This is a genomic window from Pedobacter antarcticus (assembly GCF_900112985.1).
In the GTDB taxonomy this organism is placed as follows: Bacteria; Bacteroidota; Bacteroidia; order Sphingobacteriales; family Sphingobacteriaceae; genus Pedobacter; species Pedobacter antarcticus.
In genome coordinates, this window is sequence record NZ_FONS01000003.1 from 138,044 (window position 1) to 157,469 (window position 19,426).

The 19,426-nt window shown below is 41.6% G+C and carries 12 protein-coding genes; 1 reads left to right on the plus strand and 11 read right to left on the minus strand.

What is annotated here, in order from left to right:
- Positions 1–4: 4 nt before the first annotated feature.
- Positions 5–1,870 carry an MGH1-like glycoside hydrolase domain-containing protein gene (locus tag BM192_RS08100; RefSeq protein ID WP_051760180.1) on the plus strand — a complete coding sequence of 622 codons (1,866 nt, stop codon included), beginning with the start codon at positions 5–7 and terminating at the stop codon, positions 1,868–1,870.
- 17 nt (positions 1,871–1,887) lie between these two features.
- On the opposite strand, the gene BM192_RS08105 is transcribed toward BM192_RS08100, so the two are convergent.
- The 11 genes from BM192_RS08105 to BM192_RS08155 form a co-directional block, all read right to left on the minus strand.
- Positions 1,888–3,198 (minus strand): POT-type proton-dependent oligopeptide transporter, encoded by a 1,311-nt coding sequence (locus BM192_RS08105; RefSeq protein WP_081857555.1) that lies wholly within the window; start codon positions 3,196–3,198, stop codon positions 1,888–1,890.
- 82 nt (positions 3,199–3,280) lie between these two features.
- Positions 3,281–5,578, minus strand: coding sequence for a S9 family peptidase (locus BM192_RS08110; protein WP_037443672.1), 2,298 nt, complete (start codon positions 5,576–5,578; stop codon positions 3,281–3,283).
- On the minus strand, positions 5,575–6,987 hold the full coding sequence (locus tag BM192_RS08115) for an APC family permease (RefSeq protein ID WP_037443675.1): 1,413 nt from the start codon (positions 6,985–6,987) through the stop codon (positions 5,575–5,577). The genes BM192_RS08110 and BM192_RS08115 overlap by 4 nt, the downstream gene beginning before the upstream one ends.
- Positions 6,988–6,989: 2 nt before the next feature.
- Positions 6,990–8,807: a DUF885 family protein gene (locus BM192_RS08120; protein WP_037443677.1), complete on the minus strand. Its 1,818-nt coding sequence runs from the start codon at positions 8,805–8,807 to the stop codon at positions 6,990–6,992.
- A gap of 48 nt (positions 8,808–8,855) precedes the next feature.
- The gene (locus tag BM192_RS08125; RefSeq protein WP_037443679.1) at positions 8,856–9,755 is read right to left on the minus strand and encodes an AraC family transcriptional regulator; all 900 of its coding nucleotides are present in this window, start codon (positions 9,753–9,755) and stop codon (positions 8,856–8,858) included.
- A 170-nt stretch (positions 9,756–9,925) separates the two neighbouring features.
- Complete coding sequence (locus BM192_RS08130; protein WP_037443681.1) at positions 9,926–11,524, minus strand: RagB/SusD family nutrient uptake outer membrane protein; 1,599 nt, start codon at positions 11,522–11,524, stop codon at positions 9,926–9,928.
- Positions 11,525–11,540: 16 nt separating this feature from the next.
- Positions 11,541–14,516, minus strand: a complete 2,976-nt coding sequence (locus BM192_RS08135; RefSeq protein ID WP_037443683.1) for a SusC/RagA family TonB-linked outer membrane protein — start codon at positions 14,514–14,516, stop codon at positions 11,541–11,543.
- A 110-nt stretch (positions 14,517–14,626) separates the two neighbouring features.
- Positions 14,627–15,868 carry an NAD(P)/FAD-dependent oxidoreductase gene (locus tag BM192_RS08140; protein WP_037443685.1) on the minus strand — a complete coding sequence of 414 codons (1,242 nt, stop codon included), beginning with the start codon at positions 15,866–15,868 and terminating at the stop codon, positions 14,627–14,629.
- A gap of 27 nt (positions 15,869–15,895) precedes the next feature.
- Positions 15,896–16,894: a 4-hydroxyproline epimerase gene (locus tag BM192_RS08145; protein ID WP_037443687.1), complete on the minus strand. Its 999-nt coding sequence runs from the start codon at positions 16,892–16,894 to the stop codon at positions 15,896–15,898.
- Positions 16,891–18,471 carry an aldehyde dehydrogenase (NADP(+)) gene (locus BM192_RS08150; protein WP_037443689.1) on the minus strand — a complete coding sequence of 527 codons (1,581 nt, stop codon included), beginning with the start codon at positions 18,469–18,471 and terminating at the stop codon, positions 16,891–16,893. The genes BM192_RS08145 and BM192_RS08150 overlap by 4 nt, the downstream gene beginning before the upstream one ends.
- An 11-nt stretch (positions 18,472–18,482) precedes the next feature.
- Entirely contained in the window at positions 18,483–19,400 is a 918-nt protein-coding gene (locus BM192_RS08155; RefSeq protein ID WP_037443691.1) for a dihydrodipicolinate synthase family protein, read from the minus strand.
- Between the last annotated feature and the right edge of the window lie 26 nt (positions 19,401–19,426).

A 19,426-nucleotide genomic window follows, 5' to 3' on the forward strand; every position in this document is an offset into this window, starting at 1 on the left:
AGATATGAATAAACTGTTCAATCTCAGCCCTATATTATCCGCTTACAGATTAAGCTTTACTGTTATCCTTGTTGCTTGTCTGATCATATCGTGCTCAACACAGAAATCATTGGTTTATGATCAGGAACTAAAGCGAATGAAGACCACCTCGGAGAACAGGCTTTCAGCACAAGTGGATGAATTCAACACTTATCCCAATCGCCCGGAATCTGACGGACCTTTCAATAAAACTAATAATAAGAGCTTTCTCTTGTCAAACATTCCTTTGTTCAGCAGTTCTGACAGCACAATAAACAAAGTGTATAATTACCGCTGGTGGATGATTAGTAAGCACCTGAAAACATATCACGACCCACAGGACAACAAAGACTATTGGGTGGTTACAGAGTTTTTTGGCGTAAAACCATGGGCCTCTTTAAGCGGAGCAATAACCTGTCCGGCCGGGCATCAGTTTTATGATGTAAGATGGTTACGGGATGAGAAGTTTTTAAAATCATATGCAGATTACTTCATGCGTGGATCGGCTTCCCATTTAGATCAAAGGGAAAACGGCAATTTTCTAACCTATATGAGCAGACCGGAGAGTCATCATTTTTCGAGCTGGATGGTTGATGGGATAGATGCCTTTTTAAAAATCCACCCCGATAAGAAATGGCTTCATGAGATGCTGCCTTACCTAGAAAAACATCAACAGGTATGGGACAGCCTGTTTACGGTTAAAACATCTGATTCAAAAACAGCCGGTATGTACAAAATATTAGACCTTTACGATGGGATGGAATTCAGCCTCTCGGCTGTGCTCGGGCTGATCAACAGTGACGGTCCGTATAGCTTGTACACTAAGGACAACTGGCGCAATTATTATTTGGGCTGGGAAACTACAGGTAATGCCGAAAAATCAATTCAGGCCAAAAATTACCCAAAGGCTTTTCGCAAAGGGTATCCTGATTTCTATCTGGTACGGCCATCGGTCAATAGTTATGCTTACGGGAATTTACGGGCACTGTCCGATTTATATCGGTTAAATGATTCATCCGGCATCAATAAAAATGGGCAGAGTAAAGCAGATTATTATGCTTCCAGGGCAACCAAAGTTCAACAGCAAGTAATAAATGTACTTTGGAATAAGGACGACCAGTTTTTTAACACCTACAGCGCAGGAGATAATATATTTGGTGCCCGTGACTTTGAGGCCAGAGTCCGGGAATCAGTAGGTTATACTCCCTGGTATTTTAATATGATACCGGTTAATGATTATAAGAATTATAGTAAGGCATGGGAAATGCTCGCTTCACGCAAAGGATTTTTTAATACTTCGGGCATGACAACTGCAGAGCAGCAACATCCTTATTATAATGAACAGGCATATGCATGGAATGGTCGCGGATGGCCTTTCGAGAATTCCATAGTTTATAAGGGATATGCAAATTATCTTCGCAACTATAAAAAATCTAGTACGCTACCTGAGAAAGAACTATTGTATGAATACGTCTATAAACTGGCTAAGATGCACGGTGATAAGCCAAATATAGGTGAATGGTATATTCCTAGCACCGGAAAAGAATTTGGCGGTGAAGCGGATTATTTCCATTCTACATTCCCGGATATTATTATTGAAGATCTTTTAGGCTTCAAAGGGGTACACGAAAATAGTTTCTCTGTAAAACCGCTACTGCCTAAAAATAAATGGGATTATTTTTATCTAGGTAACCTGCGTTATCACAATCATGATATTGATATCATCTGGAAAAAGGACTGGGATGCCAATAAACCCGGTGAACAAGGTAAACTCTGTGTCTGGGTAGATAATAAACTCGTAGCAACGAGTTCTTCTTTAAATGAACAGCTTAATGTAGATCTGAATCCGTAAAAAAAAATAGTTGTAAATTATACTTCTGCAATTCGTGGAGAAACCAGAAAAAAAACAAAGATGATGCAGAGTAGCAAAGCAATGAAAAACCAATAGTAAGTTGCACCATGCAGAGAAGCAAAAAAGCCACCTTGTGCAATGCTGCGGTTAACCAATGCAGTAAATACATTGCCTGCTGCAACCGTCAGCAACCAAACTGCCCCCATTGTACTTTTCATCGAGGCCGGGGCTTGTGTGTAGGCATATTCCAGACAGGTAATGGAAACCATTACTTCCGCAGCTGCTAAAATAAAATAAGCAAATACCTGCCACCAGATCGAAGGTCTGCCACCGCCGTCAATTGTGGTTTGGATTAAAGCTATGACCGTGAAACACAATGCCATTAACACCAAACCGCAGCCAATCCGACGTAAGGGTGTAGTCTTAATCCCTCTTTTTTCGAAAAATGGATAGACCAGATAATTAAAAACAGGAATAAGCAACAACAGAAAAAAGGGGTTAACGGTTTGAATTTGTTGTGGTAACAACTCGTAACCGAAAAAGTACCGATCCATTTTTGCAGCCTGTAAGACCCATTCTGAAAGGTTCTGATCCCACATGGCCCAAAAAATTGGGATAAAGCTAAAAACACCAATCACGCGCCAGGCACCTTTAATATCCTCTACTTTCTCCGGTTGAAACTTTTCTTTGGCTACATCGAGCAGCGACTGTTTTGGTTGCTTCTTATAAAAATTGAACAGTGCATAAATTGATATGAACAAGAAATTATCCCTCTTCATCCCAGTAGGGGGTATTCGTACGTAAGTATGGCGGCCTAAGTAGAATATGGTGGTGGAAATGGCCATTAGTATCCCAGGAATTCCAAAGGCCCAATTGGGGCCCCAATTGGTATAAACCAAGGGAATCATCAAGGTAGATAAGGCAGAACCGGAATTAATACTGAAATAAAACCAGCCATAAACTTTTGACAGCAGGTGTTGGTTTTTTGCGGTAAACTGATCTCCTAAATTTGCCGATACACAAGACTTGATACCTCCTGCACCGATTGCAATTAAAAGTAGCCCAAACCTAAACCAATCCAGATCGGTTTCGAATATAGACAAGATCAGGTGTCCTATACAACACAGGATGGATACCCATAAAATGACCTTATGTTTTCCAAAAAACCAATCAGCAGCGAGGGCCCCGATAAATGGCACTGCATAAGCCAGGGACACAAAAAAATGGGTCGCTTCATTTGCTTTCGCTTCGGCAACTGGCTGCAGAGCAGCCTGAAGTGTTGGGTTAAAAAACTGAATAACCAAAAACGTGGCTAAAATTGAACGCATCCCGTAAAAGCTAAACCGTTCGGCAGCTTCATTGGCAATTATGTACGGTAAACTTTTTGGATAGGACTGCAAAATAATCAGCTTATTTGATAACTACGTTTTCAAGATTTCTTTTAGGAGGCTCCGTTTTCAGCAAAGTCTTCACGAAGAAATCGCGTTTTTTTCGCCTTCCGTAAATTCCACCGTCACTATGTCCCATTCCAGGTACACATAAAAATTCAAAGTCTTTATTGGCCTTAATTAAGGCATCGGCTAAGCGGAAGGTAGACTCTGGTGGCACATTCTCATCGGCCTCCCCAACGATTAACAATAGATCTCCCTGCAGCTTTGCGGCATTCGTGATATTGGACTGTTCTCCATAATGCGGCCCCACTGGATATCCCATCCACTGCTCATTCCACCATTGTTTGTCGATCCGGTTATCGTGACAACCACAAGCAGAAACAGCAGCTTTATAAAATTCGGGATGAAACAATAGTGCACCGGTAGAATTTTGTCCGCCTGCGGAGGTTCCATAAATACCAACTCTGCTGATATCTGCCTGAGGATACTTTTTAGCAAGTTCTTTCATCCACAAAATCCGGTCTGGAAAACCAGCATCAGCAAGATTTTGCCAGCATATATCGTGAAAAGCCTTCGAACGGTTTGCCGTGCCCATACCGTCTATTTGTACGACAATAAACCCCAGCTCAGCCATACTTTGCATTTCGCTGTAAGGCAGGAAGTTTTTAGGCACAAAACTGTCGTGCGGGCCTGCATAAATATATTCGATAACTGGGTATATTTTATTAGGATCCATTTTGGAGGGCTGCCATACTACACCCCAGATATCGGTTTGTCCATCTCTGGCCTTGGACACAAATACTTCAGGCAATTTGACTCCGGTTTTAAGGAAATCTGCAGTGGTACCTTCTTCTAATGTTAACACCGGTTTACTGTTGGCTACCTCTTTCAATACAGACACAGGGCCAACGTTAACCTGTGAATATGTATCAAGGTAATATTTGCGGTCGGGAGAAAAAGTTACCTGATGATTTCCTTTTTCGGGTGTTAAATCCACTCGTCTCTTTCCGTCAAAAGCAATACGGTAGTGGTGAATGAAGTAAGGATCTTCACCACTGGTGATGCCACTTGCCCTAAACCACACCTCACGTTTAACAATATCTACACTGTCGACCGCACGCACAACCCAATTGCCTTTGGTAACGGGCTGCTGTTTCCCGGTGATGGTATTTATCAGATAGAGATGATTATAGCCGTCTTTTTCGCTACTCCAGATCATCTCATTAGTTTCCGGCAGATATCGGGTATAAATACGATTTTCATAAATGAACGTTTTTGTTTGATCGTCAAGAATATTCCGGGTTTTACCAGTCTGCACATCAACCTCTATTATACGGAAACGCTGATGTCCACGGTCTACTTTTTCATACGTGTAAAAACGGTTATCTCCCTTCCGCCAATGTAATTCAGGAGGGCCAAAAAAGTCAATAGGCTCTGCATTAACCTTAACCTGCTTGTTATAAATAACGTCAAATACAGTGGGTGTATAACTAGTAAAATCATCGCCGGGTTGTGCGTATTCACGTGATTTCAATTCTCCACGTGTGGTGCCTTCTACAGAACTGAGTACATAATGTACTTCCTTTATTTTTTTAGGGTCAATTCGGTAACCTACCAGCGTCTTACTATCCGGCGACCAGGTAAATTCTCCATAGGGCTTTTCTTTATTCCCATCGAAGGATAATTGCACTTCTTTACCAGTCTCCAGGTCTTTTACATAAACATTGCCGCCCTTTAACAGCAATTGTTTCTTTCCATCTGGTGATTTCGACACTTCTGGAATAGCCTCCCAACGAGAACGATTACGTTGTAATGGTTTACCGGCATTGTAAATCTCGGTTAAAGTATCTGTGGTAGATGTATATTGATAATCTGCTAAATTTACTTTTAACCACTGATTATCCGTTTTCAAAATTACCTGGTCCGCTTTTTCATTGAAGAAAAGCTTCGTGATTTTGAGCCGGCCTGGATCTACCAATTTCGCTGTCGCTTTTTGCAGCACCAGTGCCATACGTTCGGAGTCAAAAGCTTTTTTGCGACTACCGGTACCAGCGTTTACATAAATATATTCCCAGTTTTTATCGGATAGATTTCTCTTATACCAAAATGACCGTTTGTCTGCCTGCCAGACCGGCAATATTTGGTTATTGAGTTCTACTTTTCGTAATAATGTGTCCAGCTGATCTGCTTCCTGGTAATTTAATGCCATTTGGATCGCATCAGGTTTATAGATGTTAAGGCTCTGCTGTGCATGTAGGGAGAGGCCGGATAAAGTGCAGCCGATTACGATAGTCGCTAAAAAAGACAAGTGCTTCATAAATTTTTTCTTTTGAACTTTTCGATAAGGTAATAAACTGGAATGCCCAATAGAGTAATGATGAGACCAGGCCAGGTATAATTGGGCTTATAAATCATGAGTAAGATACAAAAGGACATGCCCATCAGAATATAAATCAGTGGAAGGAACGGATATCCAAAAGCTTTATAGGGGCGATCTGCCTCAGGCCGTTTCTTGCGAAGAATGAAGATGCCAGCAATAGTTAACATATAGAACATGACTACCACAAAAGATATCATATCCAGAAGGTCGCCATAACGTCCGCTTAAACACCATAAACTGGCAAATAAACATTGAATCCAAAGACCAAAAGCCGGTACAGCATTTTTATTCAATGTACCGACCTTTTTAAAGAATAAACCATCTTTAGCCATAGAATAATAAACGCGCGCGCCAGCCATAATAAGCCCATTGTTACAGCCGAAAGTGGAAACCATAATCATTAGGGCAATGATAACTGTGCCCCAGCTTCCGAAGATTACCTTAGACGCGGTAACTGCGACCCGGTCTTTGTCTGCATAAGCCATGTCATGCAGCGATAAAACCCCGGTATACATCATATTAGTTAATAAATATAAGATAGTGACGATGACGGTACCCAAAGCCAAACTAAGTCCGATGTTTCGCTTAGGATTCTGTATCTCTCCGGCAATAAAAGTGACATTATGCCAGGAATCGCTACTGAAAATCGAGCCAACCATAGCCGCAGCAATTGCCCCAAAGGCTGCCATGGTGGTATAAGTACCCAAATCGCCATCAACCGAAAGTGGTTGAAGTACCCATGCATTTTTCCAGTTAGTCGCCCAAATATCTTTGTCGAGAAAGATTAGACCAAACACAATTAATCCAAAAAGGCTCAACAGTTTAGTCAGTGTAAATGTGGTCTGTATAATTTTACCACTGTTCACTCCCCTGCTATTGATATAAGTGAGTAAAACAATTACGCCAATGGCAAGCAATTGAGCGGGTGATACCTGTAGAAAACCGAAGTCGATAGCTATCAGATCTTCATTAAACACCGGGAGAAGATAAGCTGTAAATTTCGCAAAGGCGACACCTACCGCAGCAATCGTTGCGGTTTGGATGACGGTAAAAAAGCTCCATCCGTATAAAAAACTAATTACTGGATTATAGGCTTCTTTTAAATAAATGTATTGACCACCAGCTTTGGGAAACATCGCGCTGAGTTCTCCATAACTCAAAGCGGCAGTAAGGGTCATAAAACCAGTAAGCAGCCAGACGATCATCAGCCAACCTGAACTCCCCACATTCCTGGTGATGTCGGCGCTAACAATAAAGATCCCAGAACCGATCATACTGCCAGCAACCAGCATAGTTGCGTCCATTAATTTTAAAGTAGGTTTAAATCGCGTGGTTTCGGACTCCATTTCTATTTAGGATTAGACAGGTTATAAAACTTCCATTGCGTAGTAAAATCTCTGGTAAGTACTTGGTTAGTGAGCGTAGCACGAATGAGTTCTACCGGAATCAGGTTCTCTTTCATCACAGCTTCATGGAATGCTGGGAAAGTCATTTTACCACTATCTACCAGTTCATGCCGCAAGGCTGTAATTTGTAAACCGCCTAACATATAGGCTACCTGATATAAGGGACTGTAATCGCCCTGAAAGGAACGTCGTACCTCTCCCTCAGCATTTGCGCGTTCATGGCCAACCCGATCGACCAGAAAATCTACACACTGTTTTGGGGTCCATTTATCCAGGTGGTAATTAAGGGAAAACAAGATGCGTGCACAACGGTGCATGCGCCAGAACAGCATTCCAATTCTTTCTTCAGGCGTTTTGGCAAAGCCTTTTTCATAGAGCAAAAGTTCCCAGTATAGTGGCCAGCCTTCGACACTGAAAGGTGTAGTAAACATACTACGATAATTTTTAAACCGACTATTCATATAGTATTGGAGGTGATGACCTGGCAATAGCTCATGCTGTACAGTACCCCTGGAAAAGTAAGGATTATTGCCACGCATGCTCATTAGTTTATCTTCTTGAGTCATGGTATTGGTCGGGTAAGAAATACTGATCTCTTTACCACCGGTAAAAAAAGGATTGACCAGCTGGCGCTCTGGTGACATCATCACCATCCCCCAGGTTTCATTTGCCAGCGCTGGAATTTCCATTAGATTATTAGCCTTTATAAAACTTAAAGCTTCTTCTTGAAGTTTAACAATCAGGGCTGGTTGTTCGCCTAGTGGTACATAAGAATTTTTCACCTTCTCCTGTGCCTGTTTCCAGTCTGCTCCAAAACCCATCTCTTTGGAAGCTTTCAACAACTCTGCATCACAGAAAGCAAACTCCTTTTCAGCAATTTTAATAAGGTCTTCTGGGCTATAAGGAATAAATTCTGTCTGAAGCTGTCGTTCCAATTCAGCTTTTCCTACAGGAAGCCCCTTAATCCCATAATTGTTAGCTTCAGTGATCGACTGAAGCTCATCTTCTTTACCCGACAAAAGTCTTTCATAGTCTGTTAAAGCCTTATCTAATGACTCGTATGGTTTAGGTACCCACCAGGTGAAATTGGGATCAAAGCCATTGTAAAAAACATAGAAACTGTTTAATCGGGTTTTCAATCCCGAAAGCACTTTTTGAAGGTCTCTCTTATCGCCTTCGGTAATTCCCTGTAGTTTAAAATTCTTAATGGCTAGATAAACATCAGCAGTTAACCGGTTCATTTGCCCCGCAACTTCGATACCTTGTAACCGATCGCCCCTTCGTCGTTGTTTTTCTAACAAATAGATCTCCTGCGCAAATGGAAGAAATTTACTAATGACCTTCTCTTTCGATGATTCTATCGTTAAGAGATGAACGTTAGCACTAATCTCCTTTTTAAGCAGCAAATAATCGATTTTACCGTAAATGCTGAAAACATCAAAATTGAGTGTTTTAAGTTGTTCTGAATAATTCCGGTTAACTTCCAGTAAACGTTTTCTTTGTTCTGGTGACTTATAAACATGGGCAATGCGTTGGTAGAGACTGCCAGGATAGGTTATAAAAGGGGAGTAAAAATCTTCAATAGCAGCGATGTCGCTTTGGTAGGTGGCCATCGTGGTACCCATTTCACTAGTCTGTTCGTATAAGCTAGCCGGTATTTGTTGTTGAGCAAACACAAAAAAAGGCAATACAAGGAGATATGAAAAGCAAAGCAAGCCCCTGAAGAACCTGCTGCCTTTCAGCACATTTTTTATATACATTTTACAAGAATTTAGACAGTAGCACTGTCTCATTAAAAATGAAGATTGTTAAGCAGACAAGCGATTAACCTTACTTACATTATTGTAGGCATCCACGTATGCTCTCGGCGATTGACCAATGATGTTTTTGAATACCCTGTTAAAATTGGTAATGCTATTGAAACCTGATTTATAGGCAACTCCAGAAATGCAATCTGTTTTACTGCTGGCGATCAGACTTTTGCAGGCGTCATTAATTCGAACCTCATTGAGAAAGGACACAAAGGTATGGCCGGTGTGTTTTTTAAAATACCTGCAGAAAGCCTGAGGTGTCATATAAGCAGCATTCGCGATATCTTCCAGCGCAATTTGATTGTTGTAATTACGCATGATATAGTTAAGGATGTTACTGAGCCTGACACCTTCCGTTTCCGAAATATCAGATGAATACAATTGTGAACACAACGGTACCACCTGCTCTTTAATACTATGCAGGCTATTTAACAAATCGACGAGGTTAAACAGGACATCTGTACCTGAAGCTTCATGCACCTGGGATACCTTTGTCGTGATCTGGGCAGCATAATCTGAAGGGATAATGAACCCGTGTTTATTATTTCTCAGAAAAGTACTGATTATATTCATCTCCGGCAGGTTAAACAATCCACCCAAAACGCCCGAAGGGTTAAAGTACAGGGAACAGGCCTCTATATTTTTATCTTCATCAGTAAAGTATTCCGGGTTAGATTTAAATAGATGTGGAAGATTAGCTCCAATTAAAAACAGATCGCCCGAACGAAAAGAGTGCATATTATTGCCTGCAATAAGGGTCCCCTCCCCTTTTTTCACCCAGGTAAGCTGCCATTCGTCATGGCGATGAAGATACTGATAAAAAAAAGGCAGGTTGATGTGTTCGGATATCACGCTCTTATCATCCGGTACAAGCATTGTAAATGGAAGTACTTTCATGGTTGGTTGGTTTGGTTTGGTTGATTTAGGTTGTTAAACGTTAATATACAAATATTAACATTCAACAACCTAAGACTGCATTAAACCGGTTAATATCCGGTTATACTTAGCTAAAATACGTCATTTTAACGTTTAATAAAAACATAATTATAATATCAAATAATTCCTGATTAATATCCCGGATTCTGCTTTAAATTAGGGTTTTTAGAAATTTCATCTTGCGGGATTGGGAACAAACTACGGCTTGGCGCCTGCGGTGAGTGATTGAACCATTTCTTGGTAGAAAACACACCAAAACGAATCAGATCCTGTCTGCGGTGTGCTTCGGCGGCAAACTCCCAACCTAACTCATCAAGAAAACGACCGAACTGTATGTCTGCACCACCGTTTACCGCATCAACTGTACCATCAGGTCTTTGTAATCCATATTGATAAACACTACCCTTTAACAAGTCAGCACCGGTAACGCTTGCTTTTGAAACATTTCCCTTAAATGCACGTTGTCTCACTTGAGTTACCAACGCAGCTGCTCCATTAGCATCTCCTGTTCTCAATAGGGCTTCTGCCTTCATCATAAGCACATCTCCATAACGTAAAAATGGAAAGTCATTATCCATATTGCCGGTTGCATTGGGTTTAATAACGAACTTCCCGATACGGTAACCTTGATTTCCAGCTGCTACAATTCCATCCAGACCACCCATTCCTGGAACAAAATTAACATACGTAATGAGCACCTGCCCTGTTAAAGGGCTAACTTGAGGCCCCTGAATCCAAGTGTCTTTTAAACGGCTATCTTCTTTGTCATAGGTATTGATAAACTGGGGTACAGCACAGTTTCCACCCCAAGGTTGGGCAGTCATCTGAAATACTGCCTGGCTCAACGGATCCAGCGTTTTCAAATGGATTTGGTTGCCTTTACCATAAATTTCATCATAAGGTATTGCAAATATGATCTCTGAAGAATTCTGGTTGGTATAATTAAACGTGTCTGAATAATTATTATCTAAACGATACTTCGCACTAGCGATAATATCGTCTGCTTCCCGGATACATTTAGCATATTCGGGGGTACCCACATAAACACCTGAATTAAGGTAGATTTTGGCCAATAAGGCCTTTGCCCCCCATTTATTCATCCTACCGTAAGTAGTAGCGGCATCTTCACTGAGCATGGGTAAAACTTCGTTAAGTTCTTTAACGACAAAGTCGTATACTTCTTTCCTGGTATTTTGCTTTGGCAGAGAAATATCTTTAAAATCGACTACGATCGGCACATTTCCATGATTGTCCATCAGCATATAGTAGCCTAAAGCCCTGACTGCCCGAAGTTCAGCTGTGGCTGCACCTTTAATTTCTCCAAGATTCAACGTGCCTTCGTCCAATTGCGACAGCACTGTATTTACCTTCGTAATCGCGGAGAAAGCGTTTTGCCAGGTATTATACGGTTGCCATTCCTGGGTTGTCCAGGTATGCTGATGCATGCGTCGATAAGTACCGGCGTCGTCCCATCCATTGGGGCGGACAGGGGTAATGATTCCATCAGCTGCTTCTTCCTGCAAATCGAAGTATCCCTGCCACCCACACATAACCGTTCTTAACGATGCGTATGCTGGTGCCAGAATTGCCGGCAAATCCTTTTCTGTAGGTTGAAATTGAGAAGGGAGTACCTCTGAATAAACCTCTTCATCGAGTTTTTTACAGGAACTGATCGTAACTCCACAACCCAAAACTCCAATAAATATATATTTAACAATATTCGTTTTCATGATTCTATAATTAAAACTAAAATGAAACATTAAGACCAGCGGTGAATGTACGTGTGGTTGGATAAGCATCCCTGTTCTCGATACCTGGAGCGAAGGTAAAATCACCTGTGTAACTTACAGCTTCGGGGTCAAGACCTTTGTATTTTGTAATGGTGATAAGGTTCAAGCCAGAAACGTAGAATCGTAGATTTTTAACGCCTTTAACGAGCTTGTCACCAAAAGTGTAACCCAGAGTAACGTTATCGATCTTGATATAGTCGCCTTTTTCGATATAATCGCTTACGTAAACCAGGTCATTATTTAGTTGCTTGCCATATTTAGGGTCGTACGCCGTAGCTAAAGCATTGTAAGCCTTATTCACAGGGTTTTCGTAATACATTCTTTGCATATTAAGTACATCGTGACCGAAAGCACCACGGACGTTAACAGATAAATCGAAATTTTTGAAGTTAAAGGAGTTGTTCCAACCCAACAGATACTTAGGAATACCATTTCCGTAATACTGACGGTCATCGGGAGAAGAATCAGAAATGGAAATCACCTTACCATCTTTACTTTCTACCAACCATTTACCATTTTCATCTACACCAACGCTTTTCAATACGAAGAACTGACCGATTGGCCCACCTACTTTCACACGATGTGTCGACGTCTGGATCGGCTCGCCAGTATAGCCTGCATCAAAGAAATCGGCAGTCACATCAAATTTATCATTTGACAGGTTCACCAGTTTATTTTTATTGGAAGAATAGGTTACGTTAGAATTCCATTTGAAAGCTCCGGCGTCAACCACCTTAAAGTTTAGCAGCGCCTCAAAACCTGAGTTCTTCATAGTTCCGGCATTAATCAGCATACTTTCAATTAAATATGGTGGCACCGGTACCCGGAAGTTATAAATCAAATCTTCTACTGTTCTGGTATAATAATCGAATGATCCCGTAATTCTATTGCCTAACAGGCCAAAATCCACACCTACGTTATACTCTTTTTTCTTTTCCCAACGCAAGTCCGGATTAAAGTTTCTTGCCGGCACAAAACCCTGTACCCATTTCCCATTAATGAAAGCACCTTGGTCATAGGTGAAATTATAACTGGTTTGAGACATATATGGATCATTAGCTATCGTACCTGTTACCCCATAACCAGCTCTGATTTTCAAGTCAGTTACGAGTGACACATTCTGCATAAAGTCTTCTTTACTCACTCGCCATCCCACGGATGCCGCAGGAAAAGATCCCCAGTGGTAGTTCTCGCCAAATTTAGAAGAACCTTCTCTCCTGATACTGGCCATAAACAGGTATTTCTCGTCCCAGTTATAAGTTAAACGACTGAAAAAACCAGCTAGCTGCCATTTACTTTTATAACTGCCCATAGTAGCCAAACCTCGTTGTAATGCCGATCCGGCTTCCAATTTGTTCCAACTATAAGCATCAGTTGGAAAATCGAAGTTATAAGCATTAAAAGTTTCATAAACAGCATCCTGCCAACTATAGCCACCTAACACACTGAAGTTATGCTTTCCAATAGTTTTGCTGTAGTTTCCAGTGAACTCCACCAGGTTCTCTACATTTGCGTAAGTGGAACGTGAAGCTGTCCCGTTAAGTTGTGCCTTGGTTGTATTGACGTGATCGAAAGTAGTGCTATTTCCATATAAATTGGTGTTTTGTACATTAGAGACCATTAATTTTAAGTTCAAGTCTTTGACAGGACTATAAGCCAGACTACCATTGATACGCATCTCCTTAAAAGTATTATCGCTTGTAGTTTCATAGATTCTTCCTAATGGATTGTCATAATTGTAAATGTCTCTTTCCTGCCATTTACCTTTTTCATTATAAATATGATCGGTGGGATTTCTGATAATTGCCTGACGGTACGCATAACCATCTGCACCACCTTGTTCAGACTTGGTTACCCGGTTGATAATCTGTAAATTGGTTTTCAATTTATCATTGAACATCGCATGATTTAAGGATGCCCTTACATTGACACGCTTCTGACCAGAACGGAGAAATATCCCCTCCCAGTCACGATAATTGACTGATCCTGTAAAATTGGTGGTATTGTTACCTCCAAAAATTGTCACATTATGATTTTGACTCACAGGGTTTTGAAGGATTTCATCCAACCAATTCGTGTCACCACCATAGTCTATATAGGGCTTGCCCTCACTAATTAACCGACGATAATCGGTTGCCGATAACATTTCTGGTTTTTTGGCTATCTGCTGCACACTAGCATAGTTAGCATATTCAATGGTTGATTTAGAGCCTGATTTATTTTGCCTGGTGGTTATTAAAATAACCCCTCCCGTAGCACGTGTACCGTAAATAGCGGCAGCAGAACCATCTTTTAATACATCGATTGACTCAATATCTTCCGGAGAAACGGTATTCAGACTTCCCGGAACCCCATCGATTAAGATCAAAGGTTCAGAAGCTCCACTTATAGAATTTAATCCACGAAGGTTTATTTGTGTACTCGCGGTAGGATCGCCAGATGGAGTGGTTATCCTTAAACCAGCTACTTTTCCTTGTACGAGTTGCGCAGCATCACGCACCGCCCCCTTCACAAAATCTTCGGACTTCACCGTTGCAATAGCACTCGTTACTTCACCCTTTTTCTGGGTTCCATATCCAACCACCACCACCTCATTGAGCCCGCGACTTTCTGCATTCAGTTTCATATCTAAATTGCTCCTTCCCTCTAGAGCAACTTCCTGTGCTACATAACCAATGTAGGTAAATACTATTTGTGCATTTGTCTTGGAAACTTTTAGGCTGTAATTACCATTTTGGTCTGTACTCGTCGCATTTGAAGTACCTTTTTCCTTCACAGAAACGCCGATAAGGGTGGTCGCATCTGTGGCATCCCTCACATTTCCTTTAATAATGTTTACATCCTGTGCAAAGAGCTGACAGGGTAAAAATAACAACAAAAGAATCCAGATTCTTTTGTATGCCTGATGATAAGGTTCATTTTTCACTTTCATGTTCATCTTGTTTGGTTCAACTAATCAAACGACTAGTAGTCTACAAGTTATGTTCAAAAAAATGAATCTAGTTTTCGTATATTATCAGGTAATACCCGGTTTTTACCCTCTTATCTGGATGGTGAAAATGGATGTATATCTATATCTGTTTTTTGTTCTGAAATAATTTGGCTAACCAAGTACCCCGTGGCGGGACCAAGACTCATACCCATCATTCCATGCCCGGTAGCGACCACCAAATTATCTCTTTTTATGTGTCTTCCTATATAAGGCAAGCCATCAGCAGATGAAGGTCGGAAGCCGAACCAAATGTTTTCTTTAACTGGTAAAGAAGGAGTTAGGTCAGGAAAATATTTAGTCACTGATTCTACTATCCCCTTCACCCGATCCATATTGATGCGGGTATTTATTTTATCCAGTTCCATCGTGCCGCTATACCTGATACTTCCATTCATTGGGGTTATGGCCACTCTTGCTTCGCAAAGTAATGCCGGAATAGTCATGCGCTGCAAGGGCTCAGGCTCCATAAAAGAATACCCTTTACCCGGCATTAAACAAACTTTTATCTTCATCATCTTTGCTATCGCCGGTGACCACGATCCTGTAGCTAAGACATATTGGTCGGCTTCCCACACTGTTGTGCCTGTATAAACCTTGGTAATCTTTGATCCCTGGGTTTCAATATTAGTCACTTCATGGTTGCGGACAATCTTGATGCCTGCCTTTTCAAGAAAACGTAATAGTGCATTCATTACTTTTGGCGGACTCATATGTGCATCATCACGAAAATGAACTGCCCCCAAAATATCCAGGTTTAATTCCGGCTGCAACTGCCTGCATTCGTCCGCAGTAAGTATGGACATATTAACGCCCAATTCGGTAGCAGCCCGTGCTAAATGTGCCTCTTCCTCAGCAGCGCGCTCTGTTTTGTACATGGAAAGGATACCATTACTTTGAAGTTCGAAATCAAAATCAGGTTCTTCAGCCAATTCAATATAGAACTTCTTGCTCAGTAAATTAAGCTCTTTTAAAGGGACTGCCGATTCGGATACATGGCGGGAATTGGCATGTTTTAAAAACTTTATTCCCCAGTTAATTAGCTCCGGGTTCAAAGATGGACGAACGTAAAAAGGGCTTTTCCGGTTAAACATCCAACGGATACCTTGCTGCACCATTCCTGGTGCAGCAAGTGGCACAAAATGGCTTGGAACAATCATACCGGCATTTCCGAAAGAACAATTGTCGGTCAAATCCCCCTTATCTAAGATGGTTACAGTATGACCCTTTTTATGGAGGTAATAAGCCGAACTCAGGCCCACAATACCCCCACCGATAATTAATATATTTGACATGTATGTATTGATTAAATATAAAGAAGATTAAATCACCTGGAATCCAAAGGCATAAGGGTCATCATCATCAATTTTGATTGTGTTATAACCAAATACTTTAGCCCAGCCTTCCACACTCGGAATAATCGCGTCCATTCCGTTCAATTGGATCACTTCTTCTACTTTTCCTGTAAATTTGCTACCAATAATACTCTCATGTATAAAAACATCACCTTTTTGCAACTTGCCTTTGGCGTGCCACTGCGCCATACGGGCTGAAGTACCCGTTCCACATGGTGAACGGTCAATTGCCTTATCACCATAAAAAACAGCATTTCTTGCTGTGGATGTTGGATCCAGCGGTGCGCCTGCCCAAAGAATATGGCTGCAGCCGTTGATCGTTGGATCAAGCGGATGAACAAAAGAATGGTTTTGATTAATCCGTTTTCGAATTACCTGGCTCCAGCTTATTAACTGCGAACCCGTAAAATCCTCGATCCCCTTAAAATTCTTCTGAGGGTCAATGATAGCATAAAAATTACCTCCATAAGCGACATCAAAAGTCAAAGTTCCCAGATCTGGACACTCGACTTCTAAATTTGATGCAGCCAGGTAGGCTGGCACATTCTGCAGCTTTACCGAAGTGACTTTGTTTCCGGTTTGCTGATATTCAATTTTCACCAAACCGGCCGGTGCTTCCATACGGATAATACCAGGCGTAATAGGTTTTACCAGCCCTTCTTCTATAGCAATGGTGATGGTACCGATAGTTCCATGTCCACACATTGGCAAACATCCGCTAGTTTCAATAAATAAAACAGCTACGTCATTTTCCGGATTATGGGGTGGGTACAAGATACTTCCCGACATCATGTCGTGACCACGCGGTTCAAACATCAGTCCTGTACGGATCCAATCGTATTCTCTTAAAAAATGCTGTCTTTTCTCACTCATATTAGCCCCATTAAGTACAGGACCTCCACCAGCCACCAGTCTTACTGGATTTCCGCAAGTATGTGCATCTACGCAAAAAAAAGATTTGGTCATTGTTTAGTCCAGTTTAGATCCATCAATCTATATATGCCTAATGGGTTTTGTGCTTTAAGCGCATCTGGAAGTAAATGATCTTCCCAGTCCTGCCAGGCCATGGGCCTCACAAAGCGGTAAACAGCTGTCGATCCAACAGAAGTAAAACGACTATCGTTGGTTGACGGATATGGCCCTCCATGTTGCATGGCTGCACACACTTCTACGCCTGTCGGCACTCCATTTAACAGCATACGGCCGGTTTTATCTGATAGTTTATTGATCAGTTCAGAATAGTCTTCCAGTTCATTTTTTTCCGACATAATGGTTGCTGTCAACTGGCCTTCCAGGGACTCGACAACAGCGGTTAGTTCCGCAGCGTCTTCTGCCACGACTATTAAAGAATAAGGGCCGAAAATTTCCTGTTGTAATCCTTTATTCATCAGAAAAGTTGCTGCACTTACCGTTGCAATCCGCGCGACAGACTGACTCTGCAATTCTTGATTAACTACTGTTGATTCGGCGATTAAAGTAATCCCATTTGTATGAAGGACAGCTTTTGACAAGTTGTTATAATTTTCGCAAATACCAGGGGTAAGCATAGTAGCAGAAGGCGTTTCTACTATGGCTGCCGCAAGATCTGCTTTAAATAAATCCAGAGACGGCGATTTTATGGCCAACAGCAAGCCAGGATTCGTACAAAACTGTCCAGCACCCAGAATAATAGAAGATGCACATTGCGCCGCTAAGGTCTGATGTCTCTTTTGAAGGGCCTCAGGCAATAATACGATCGGATTGATACTACCCATTTCAGCAAATACGGGAATAGGAACCTCCCGTTGATGTGATAATTGGATAAGTGCGTTTCCACCTTTAAAAGAACCCGTAAATGCAACTGCTTTGGTTTTTGGATGTTTAACCAGATGTGTACCGATCTCATAGCTGTCATCATACAAAAGGGAAAATACACCTTTAGGCACACCAGTAGTTTCTATAGCTTTCAAAATAGCACTTCCGACCAGGGCACTGGTACCTAAATGTGCAGGATGAGCTTTAACCACTACAGGACAACCTGCCGCCAATGCCGAGGCTGTGTCACCACCAGCAACCGAAAAAGCAAGTGGAAAATTGCTTGCTCCAAATACAACAACCGGCCCTAAAGGCACAAGCATCCGGCGAATATCTGCTCTGGGCAGTGGCTTCCGGTCTGGCAAGGCGACATCAATAATTGCGTTTACCCATGATCCTTCTTCTACCAGGGTCGCAAACATGCGCAGCTGTCCGATGGTTCTACCCATTTCGCCTTGTAAACGGCCTACAGGAAGACCACTCTCCTGAGCCGCCCGGGAAAGCAAATCTTCTCCCAACTGAGATATTTCATCAGCTATTGCCCTTAAAAAAGCGGCCTTTATATCTTTATTAAGGTTTTTGTATTCCTGAAAAGCAAGTTCTGCGCCTTTCAAAGCATCATCTGCATCTTGCAGGCTTGCGGTATTAAAACTTCCCGTTAAGGTCTCTCCAGTTGCTGGATTAATGGCATGAAAGCCAGGTTCAGAAGACTTCCGGTAGGTAGAACAAACTATATTGCTGTATGTCATATGATCGTTGTTTATATTCCCCAGCTGCCTTCAGGTAATTGTGGGCGGACCGCAAGGGCATCATTTATAATTTTCAATACACTTTCTCGCTCTGCTCCTTTTATCGCCAAACGAGGCGCGCGAACTGCCTCTGTTCCAATACCGGTAGCTACTTCAGCCAGTTTAATATATTGTACCAGTTTAGGCTTGATGTCCAATTCCAGAACCGGTAAAAACCAACGATAAATGGTTAAAGCTTCGGCAATTCTATTCTGTTTGACCAGCCTGAAAATAGCCACGGTCTCTTTCGGAAAAGCATCAACCAATCCTGCCACCCAACCGTCGGCACCCATTACCAGGCACTCCATCGCAATAGGATCCACACCAGTAAAAATTTTAAAACGATCACCAAAACGATTAATCATACGGGTAATATTGGAGATGTCTCTGGTTGACTCTTTGACCGCTTGAATATTACTGTACCTTGCCAGATATTCAAACATATCCAGTGTAACTTCGATTTTATAATCTACGGGATTATTGTAAATCATAATCGGCAGGTCAGTGCTTTCTGCAACGGCAGAGAAAAATGCTAATGTTTCTTCAACATCCGAATAATAGCGTAAGGGTGGTAATAACATTAAGCCATCAGCACCTAATTGTTTCGCTTTAATTGCCACATCTACGGCTTTCTTAGTCGTCGATTCGCCAATGTTTAATAATACCGGAACCCTGCCGTTTACTTCTTTCAAAGTGTGGGATAATAAGTCTAGTTTTTCCTCTTCAGTTAACACACTGGCTTCTCCAAGAGAACCACATAATATGATCCCATCAACGCCAGCTTCCAGCTGTGCTTCCAGGTTTATATTAAATGCATTAAAATCAAGTTCATCATTTGCAGTAAACTTAGTTGTTACCGCAGGAAATACGCCAGTCCAATTGATACTCATGTTTTTTAGTTTTGTCTGATTAAATA

Coding starts and splice junctions, on each gene's coding strand:
- BM192_RS08100 (WP_051760180.1), top strand. CDS start 5: ATGAATAAACTGTTCAATCTCAGCCCTATATTATCCGCTTACAGATTA.
- BM192_RS08105 (WP_081857555.1), bottom strand. CDS start 3,198: ATGCGTTCAATTTTAGCCACGTTTTTGGTTATTCAGTTTTTTAACCCA.
- BM192_RS08110 (WP_037443672.1), bottom strand. CDS start 5,578: ATGAAGCACTTGTCTTTTTTAGCGACTATCGTAATCGGCTGCACTTTA.
- BM192_RS08115 (WP_037443675.1), bottom strand. CDS start 6,987: ATGGAGTCCGAAACCACGCGATTTAAACCTACTTTAAAATTAATGGAC.
- BM192_RS08120 (WP_037443677.1), bottom strand. CDS start 8,807: ATGTATATAAAAAATGTGCTGAAAGGCAGCAGGTTCTTCAGGGGCTTG.
- BM192_RS08125 (WP_037443679.1), bottom strand. CDS start 9,755: ATGAAAGTACTTCCATTTACAATGCTTGTACCGGATGATAAGAGCGTG.
- BM192_RS08130 (WP_037443681.1), bottom strand. CDS start 11,524: ATGAAAACGAATATTGTTAAATATATATTTATTGGAGTTTTGGGTTGT.
- BM192_RS08135 (WP_037443683.1), bottom strand. CDS start 14,516: ATGAAAGTGAAAAATGAACCTTATCATCAGGCATACAAAAGAATCTGG.
- BM192_RS08140 (WP_037443685.1), bottom strand. CDS start 15,868: ATGTCAAATATATTAATTATCGGTGGGGGTATTGTGGGCCTGAGTTCG.
- BM192_RS08145 (WP_037443687.1), bottom strand. CDS start 16,894: ATGACCAAATCTTTTTTTTGCGTAGATGCACATACTTGCGGAAATCCA.
- BM192_RS08150 (WP_037443689.1), bottom strand. CDS start 18,471: ATGACATACAGCAATATAGTTTGTTCTACCTACCGGAAGTCTTCTGAA.
- BM192_RS08155 (WP_037443691.1), bottom strand. CDS start 19,400: ATGAGTATCAATTGGACTGGCGTATTTCCTGCGGTAACAACTAAGTTT.